We start from the raw sequence: 567 nt of genomic DNA on the forward strand, positions 1-567 counted from the left end.
AATGGAGTTAAGAATTATAAATACATTAAAACAATATTAAATAATTGGATAGAAGCAGGTGTAAAAACTAGTTTAGAACTTACAGAGTATCAAAATGAGTTTGAGAGGAAGAAAAAGAGTAAACAAGAAAAGAAACAGTCTAGTAATAAGGTTGTTAATGCTCCTAGTAAAATTAAAAAAACTAACTTTCATAATTTTGATGAAACATTTACTAAGTATACAAGTGATGAGCTAGACGACATTATTAAGAAAAGTCAGAAGGAAAAATTTAAATAAAATTAAACTTCTAGGAAGTAAATACTATATTATCACTTCCTAGAAAGGGGAGGTATAAAATGGCAAGAATATATGCACAGAAATGTGGGAGTTTAGATATTCAAGATAGATTAGAATTATTGAAATTACTTGGTAAGGCTGGATATACAGTGAGAATAGGTAAGGAGAAACAAAATAGTAAGACAACTTATACTTACTTTGTTGAGTATACAGAAGAGCAGGAAGAAAAATAAAAAGGGGGTTTAGTAAAATGAATACAATAACTTTAGTTGGAAGATTAGTTGCAGATGC

2 protein-coding genes are annotated in these 567 nt (G+C 28.2%); both read left to right on the forward strand.

Annotated elements, in window-relative coordinates; translation table 11 throughout:
• The coding region (locus KGF39_RS19440; RefSeq protein WP_227823572.1) for a DnaD domain protein at positions 1-276 on the forward strand (276 nt) is incomplete at its 5' end.
• Positions 277-335: 59 nt separating this feature from the next.
• The gene (locus KGF39_RS19445) at positions 336-509 is read left to right on the forward strand and encodes a hypothetical protein (protein WP_021369343.1); all 174 of its coding nucleotides are present in this window, start codon (positions 336-338) and stop codon (positions 507-509) included.
• Positions 510-567 lie beyond the last annotated feature (58 nt).

It is taken from the genome of Clostridioides sp. ZZV14-6345 (genome assembly GCF_020657775.1).
GTDB lineage: Bacteria > Bacillota > Clostridia > Peptostreptococcales > Peptostreptococcaceae > Clostridioides > Clostridioides difficile_D.

Excerpts from the sequence above, each read along its gene's own strand:
- KGF39_RS19445 (WP_021369343.1), top strand. The coding sequence starts at position 336 with ATGGCAAGAATATATGCACAGAAATGTGGGAGTTTAGATATTCAAGAT.